Annotated in this window: 4 protein-coding genes; 2 read left to right on the plus strand and 2 right to left on the minus strand. The window is 60.8% G+C overall.

Annotation, left to right across the window (positions count from 1 at the left end; translation table 11 throughout):
- Window positions 1-4: 4 nt before the first annotated feature.
- A complete protein-coding gene (gene ubiG / locus AC07YV_RS27375) occupies window positions 5-703 on the minus strand; it encodes a bifunctional 2-polyprenyl-6-hydroxyphenol methylase/3-demethylubiquinol 3-O-methyltransferase UbiG (protein WP_007985381.1) in 699 nt (232 codons plus the stop codon).
- A gap of 58 nt (window positions 704-761) precedes the next feature.
- The gene (locus AC07YV_RS27380; RefSeq protein ID WP_102702341.1) at window positions 762-2,096 is read right to left on the minus strand and encodes a TRZ/ATZ family hydrolase; all 1,335 of its coding nucleotides are present in this window, start codon (window positions 2,094-2,096) and stop codon (window positions 762-764) included.
- Window positions 2,097-2,204: 108 nt separating this feature from the next.
- Here AC07YV_RS27380 and mtnA point away from each other — a divergent pair, with 108 nt between their 5' ends.
- Complete coding sequence (mtnA, locus tag AC07YV_RS27385; RefSeq protein ID WP_102702342.1) at window positions 2,205-3,281, plus strand: S-methyl-5-thioribose-1-phosphate isomerase; 1,077 nt, start codon at window positions 2,205-2,207, stop codon at window positions 3,279-3,281.
- Window positions 3,282-3,690: 409 nt separating this feature from the next.
- On the plus strand, window positions 3,691-6,345 hold the full coding sequence (gene gyrA / locus AC07YV_RS27390; protein WP_007973648.1) for a DNA gyrase subunit A: 2,655 nt from the start codon (window positions 3,691-3,693) through the stop codon (window positions 6,343-6,345).
- Window positions 6,346-6,479 lie beyond the last annotated feature (134 nt).

Genomic DNA, 6,479 nt, shown 5'->3' on the forward strand with positions numbered 1-6,479 from the left:
CGGCTTACTCCTCGCGCAGGGTCTGGATCATGTAGTTGACGTCCACGTCGGCGGCCAGCTTGTAGTGCTTGGTCAGCGGATTGTAGGTCAGGCCGATGATGTCCTTGACGGTCAGGCCGGCCATGCGGCTCCAGGCGCCGAGTTCGGAAGGGCGGATGAATTTCTTGAAGTCGTGGGTGCCGCGCGGCAGCAGCTTCATGATGTATTCGGCGCCGACGATGGCGAACAGATACGCCTTCGGGTTGCGGTTGATGGTCGAGAAGAACACCTGACCGCCGGGCTTGACCATGCGGAAGCAGGCGCGGATGACCGACGACGGGTCCGGCACGTGCTCAAGCATTTCCAGGCAGGTGACCACGTCGAACTGCTCCGGCATTTCCTCGGCCAGGGCTTCGGCGGTGATCTGCCGGTATTCGACGTTGACCCCCGATTCCAGCTGATGCAATTGGGCAACCGCCAGCGGCGCTTCGCCCATGTCGATACCCATCACGGTCGCGCCGCGCTGGGCCATGGCTTCGCTGAGGATGCCACCGCCGCAACCGACGTCGAGGACTTTCTTGCCGGCCAGATTGACCCGCTCGTCAATCCAGTTGACCCGCAGCGGGTTGATGTCGTGCAGCGGTTTGAATTCGCTTTCGCGGTCCCACCAGCGATGGGCCAGGGCCTCGAATTTGGCGATTTCGGCGTAGTCGACGTTGCTCATGGTTTAAGTCCTCTAAAACTTGAAAAATCCTGTTGCCCCGGATTGCGTTCCGGGGTGCTTACGATTCGGTACGGCCGCTGATGCGCTGGCCCCAGGCCTTCGCGACAGCGCCAAGCTGTTGTTCATCCAGGCGCGTCAGGCAACGGTCGTCGAGCAGTTGTTTGCCGGCCACCCAAAGGTGTTTCACGCAGTCCCGGCCGGTGGCGTATATAAGCTGCGAAACCGGGTCGTAGACCGGTTGCTGGGCCAGGCCGGAGAGGTCGAAAGCCACCATGTCCGCGGCCTTGCCGATTTCCAGCGAGCCCGTTTCGGCTTCGATGCCCAGGGCACGGGCACCGTTGAGGGTGGCCATGCGCAAGGCGCGATGGGCATCGAGCGCGGTGGCCGAGCCGGCGACAGCCTTGGCCAGCAGGGCAGCGGTGCGGGTTTCGCCGAGCAGGTCCAGGTCATTGTTGCTCGCGGCGCCATCGGTGCCGACCGCGACATTGACCCCGGCTTCCCACAAGCGCTCGACCGGGCAGAACCCGCTGGCCAGCTTCAGGTTGGACTCCGGGCAATGAATCACATTGGTGTTGCTTTCTACCAGCAGTGCCAGGTCTTCATCGCTGATCTGGGTCATGTGAACCGCCTGGAAACGCGGCCCGAGCAAGCCCAGGCGCGCCAGGCGGGCCAGTGGGCGTTCACCGCGCTGTTCGACCGATTGCTGCACTTCGAAGGCGGTTTCATGCACGTGCATGTGGATCGATGCGTCAAGTTCTTCGGCGATCACCCGGATTTTTTCCAGGTTTTCGTCGCCCACGGTGTAGGGTGCGTGGGGTCCGAAGGTGATTTTGATGCGCTCGTGGTGCTTGAGGTCGCCAAACAGTTCAACGCCCTGACGAATGGCTTCATCCGCGGAGCCGGCGCCCGGAATCGGGAAATCGAGGATCGGAATCGCGATCTGTGCGCGAATGCCGCTGTTGTGCACGCGCTCGCTGGCAACCTTCGGGAAGAAGTACATGTCAGAGAAACAGGTGATGCCGCCTTTGATTTGCTCGGCGATGGCAAGGTCGGTGCCGTCGCGCACGAAGTCCTCGTCGACCCACTTGGCTTCGGCGGGCCAGATGTGGTTTTCCAGCCAGGTCATCAAGGGCAGGTCATCGGCCAGGCCGCGGAACAGCGTCATCGCCGCGTGCCCGTGGGCATTGATCAGGCCGGGGCTGAGCAGCATGTCGGGCAATTCGCGGATTTCGATTGCGTTAAGCTTCAGTGCGGCGGAACGTGGGCCGATAAACACGATGCGTCCATCTCGGATGCCCACGCCATGTTCCTTGAGGACGACACCAGCAGGTTCGACGGGTACCAGCCAGGTCGGCAGCAATAACAGGTCGAGCGCAGCGGCAGTGTTCGGCATCGAGGGTCGGTTCCAGTGCTTTTGTAAAGGATGGCGAAGTATACCCGAGCGTCTTCGCGGGGGGATCGCTATAATCGGCGGCTTTTGTTCATGAGTGCGGGGTGAGGGATGCGCGATCGACTGTTGGCTGCGGAAAAGGTAAAGGCCATCGATTGGCGTGATGGCGCTCTTCATCTGCTGGATCAGCGTATTTTGCCGTTCGAGGAAAGCTGGATCGCCTACACCAGCGCCGCTGGCGTGGCCGAGGCCATTCGCTCGATGGTAGTGCGTGGCGCGCCGGCCATCGGCATTAGCGCCGCTTATGGCATCGTGCTCGCGGCCCGTGCCCGGATTGCCGAAGGTGGCGACTGGTATGCGGCGCTGGAAGAGGATTTCATGCTGCTGGCCGATTCCCGTCCTACGGCGGTCAACCTGTTCTGGGCGCTGGGTCGCATGCACGACCGGCTTGATCGCCTGAAAGGCAATGCCGATCCGCTTGAGGTGCTGGAGGCCGAGGCCATTGCGATTCACGAAAGTGATCGGGAGGCCAACCTGACCATGGCGCAATTGGGTGTCGACCTGATCCGCAAGCATCAGGGCAACGCCCAGGCGATCCTGACCCACTGCAACACCGGCGCACTGGCCACGGGCGGCTTTGGCACGGCGCTGGGCGTGATTCGCGCTGCATTCATCGAGGGGATGGTCGAGCAGGTCTATGTCGACGAAACCCGCCCATGGCTGCAGGGCTCGCGGCTGACCGCTTGGGAACTGGCCAATGAAGGCATTCCCGTGACCCTCAATGTCGACTCGGCCGCCGCGCATATCATGAAGACCAAAGGCCCTACCTGGGTCATCGTCGGCGCTGACCGGATCACCGCCAATGGCGATGTGGCCAACAAGATCGGCACCTATCAGCTGGCCGTCAACGCCATGCACCACGGCGTGCGCTTCATGGTGGTGGCGCCGAGTTCGACCATCGACATGAACCTGGCCAGCGGCGACGACATTCCGATTGAAGAACGTGACGGTCGCGAGCTGCTGGAAGTCGGTGGCAAGCGCGTCGGGGCCGATGTCCATGCCTTCAATCCGGTGTTCGACGTGACGCCGGCGGATCTGATCGATGCGATCGTCACCGAAAAAGGCATCGTCGAACGCCCGGACACGGCGAAGATGGCGCAGTTGATGTGCCGCAAGCGACTTCACTAGGTCAAGGCAAGTCCCTGTAGGAGCTGCCGCAGGCTGCGATCTTTTGACTTTGATTCTTAAAAAACAAGATCAAAAGATCGCAGCCTGCGGCAGCTCCTACAGGTCCGTGTTTGCAAGTGAAAAAAGCGCTTGATTGCCTGCTGATCGAAGCTCTAAGCCTCTCTCGTGCCCTTCAAGCCTGTCACCGGTCAACTAACTACTCTCCATGCGCATCTGGGGGATAGGTGCGTGGCGGCTCTTGTGATAACATCCGGCGGTTTCCATGGTTACCCTTCGGGGTGACCTTTACTGCGCAGATCCATGGCATAACTCGTTGATTTGTCGTAAGCCAATGCATGGCACCGAGCCTGCAGCGGCGAGCTTCGTTGGTCCTGACGAAGTTTCACCAGAAAAAGGAATCAGGCTTCTCATGGGCGAACTGGCCAAAGAAATCCTCCCGGTCAATATCGAAGACGAGCTGAAGCAGTCCTACCTCGACTACGCGATGAGCGTAATTGTCGGGCGGGCACTGCCGGATGCGCGCGATGGCTTGAAGCCCGTGCACCGGCGCGTGCTGTTCGCGATGAGCGAGCTGGGCAACGACTTCAACAAGCCGTACAAGAAATCTGCCCGTGTTGTCGGTGACGTGATCGGTAAGTATCACCCGCACGGTGATACCGCGGTGTACGACACCATCGTTCGGATGGCACAGCCATTCTCCCTGCGCTACCTGCTGGTAGACGGCCAGGGCAACTTCGGTTCGGTGGACGGCGACAACGCCGCGGCCATGCGATACACCGAAGTGCGCATGACCAAGCTGGCGCACGAGCTGCTGGCCGACCTGCATAAGGAAACCGTGGACTGGGTGCCGAACTACGACGGCACCGAAATGATCCCGGCGGTCATGCCGACCCGTATTCCCAACCTGCTGGTCAACGGCTCCAGCGGTATCGCCGTGGGCATGGCGACCAACATTCCGCCACACAACCTCGGTGAAGTCATCGACGGTTGCCTGGCGCTCATCGACAACCCCGAGCTGACTGTCGACGAGCTGATGCAATACATCCCGGGTCCGGACTTCCCGACCGCGGCGATCATCAACGGTCGCGCCGGTATCATCGAAGCCTACCGCACTGGCCGTGGCCGCATTTACATGCGCGCCCGCTCGATGATCGAAGACATCGACAAGGTCGGTGGCCGCCAGCAGATCGTCATCACCGAACTCCCTTACCAGTTGAACAAGGCGCGTCTGATCGAGAAGATCGCCGAGCTGGTAAAAGAGAAGAAGCTCGAAGGCATCACCGAGCTGCGCGACGAGTCCGACAAGGACGGTATGCGCGTTGTGATCGAGCTGCGTCGTGGCGAAGTGCCTGAGGTGATCCTCAACAACCTCTACGCCCAGACTCAGCTGCAAGCGGTGTTCGGCATCAACATCGTCGCGCTGATCGACGGCCGTCCGCGGATCCTCAACCTCAAGGACCTGCTGGAAGCCTTCGTCCGTCACCGTCGCGAAGTGGTGACCCGTCGTACCGTGTTCGAACTGCGCAAGGCGCGCGAGCGTGGTCACATCCTTGAAGGTCAAGCGGTTGCCCTGTCGAACATCGACCCGGTCATCGCCCTGATCAAGGCATCGCCAACGCCGTCGGAAGCCAAGGAAGCGCTGGTCAGCACCCCTTGGGAGTCCTCGGCCGTGGTGGCGATGGTCGAGCGTGCCGGTGCCGATTCGTGCCGTCCGGAAAACCTCGATCCGCAATACGGTCTGCGCGACGGCAAGTACTTCCTGTCGCCGGAACAGGCGCAAGCCATTCTGGAACTGCGTCTGCACCGCCTGACCGGCCTGGAACACGAAAAACTGCTGGCCGAGTATCAAGAGATCCTCAACCAGATCGGCGAGCTGATCCGCATCCTCAACAGCGCCACGCGCCTGATGGAAGTGATTCGCGAAGAGCTGGAAGTGATCCGTGCCGAATACGGCGACGTGCGTCGCACCGAGATTCTTGATGCCCGTCTCGACCTGACCCTGGGTGACATGATCCCGGAAGAAGAGCGCGTCGTGACCATCTCCCACGGTGGCTATGCCAAGACCCAGCCATTGGCTGCGTACCAGGCCCAGCGTCGTGGCGGTAAAGGCAAGTCGGCGACCGGCGTCAAGGATGAGGACTACATTGCCCACCTGCTGGTTGCCAACAGCCACACCACGCTGCTGCTGTTCTCGAGCAAGGGCAAGGTGTACTGGCTGAAAACCTACGAAATCCCTGAAGCATCCCGCGCTGCCCGTGGTCGTCCGCTGGTCAACCTGCTGCCGCTGGATGACGGTGAGTACATCACCACCATGCTGCCGGTCGAGGAATACACCGAAGGTCACTACATCTTCATGGCCACCGCCAACGGCACCGTGAAGAAGACCCCGCTGGAATCCTTCAGCCGTCAGCGCAGCGTCGGCCTGATCGCACTGGAACTGGATGAAGGTGACGTGCTGATCTCGGCCGCCATTACCGATGGCGAGCGTGAAGTGATGTTGTTCTCCGACGGCGGCAAGGTTACCCGCTTCAAGGAATCCGACGTTCGCGCCATGGGCCGTACCGCCCGCGGTGTGCGCGGCATGCGTCTGCCGGAAGGCCAGAAGCTGATTTCCATGCTGATCCCGGAAGAAGGCAGCCAGATCCTCACCGCTTCCGAGCGTGGTTTTGGCAAGCGCACGGCGATCACCGAGTTCCCTGAGTACAAGCGTGGCGGTCAGGGCGTTATCGCCATGGTCAGCAACGAGCGTAACGGCCGCCTGGTCGGCGCCGTCCAGGTGCTCGACGGTGAGGAAATCATGCTGATTTCCGACCAGGGCACCCTGGTGCGTACCCGTGTCGACGAAGTGTCCAGCCTGGGTCGTAACACCCAGGGCGTGACCCTGATCAAACTGGCCAAGGATGAAACCCTGGTCGGCCTTGAGCGGGTTCAGGAACCTTCGGAAATCGAAGGTGAAGAACTGGAAGGTGAAGAGGGGGCGGTGTTCGATGGTGAAGTCGTGATCGACGATGCCGTTGAAGACCAGCAACTCGACGCCGCTGCTGACGAAGAACCACAGGAATAAGCGGGTAAGCAGGGGGCGGATGAGAATTCGCCCCCTTGTTGTTTGAATTGTCGAATTGTTCTCATGTAGGAGCTGTCGAGCGAAGCGAGGCTGCGATCTTTTGATCTTGCCTTCAGGAATAAAGATCAAAAGAT

It is taken from the genome of Pseudomonas sp. GW456-E7, from assembly GCF_059424105.1.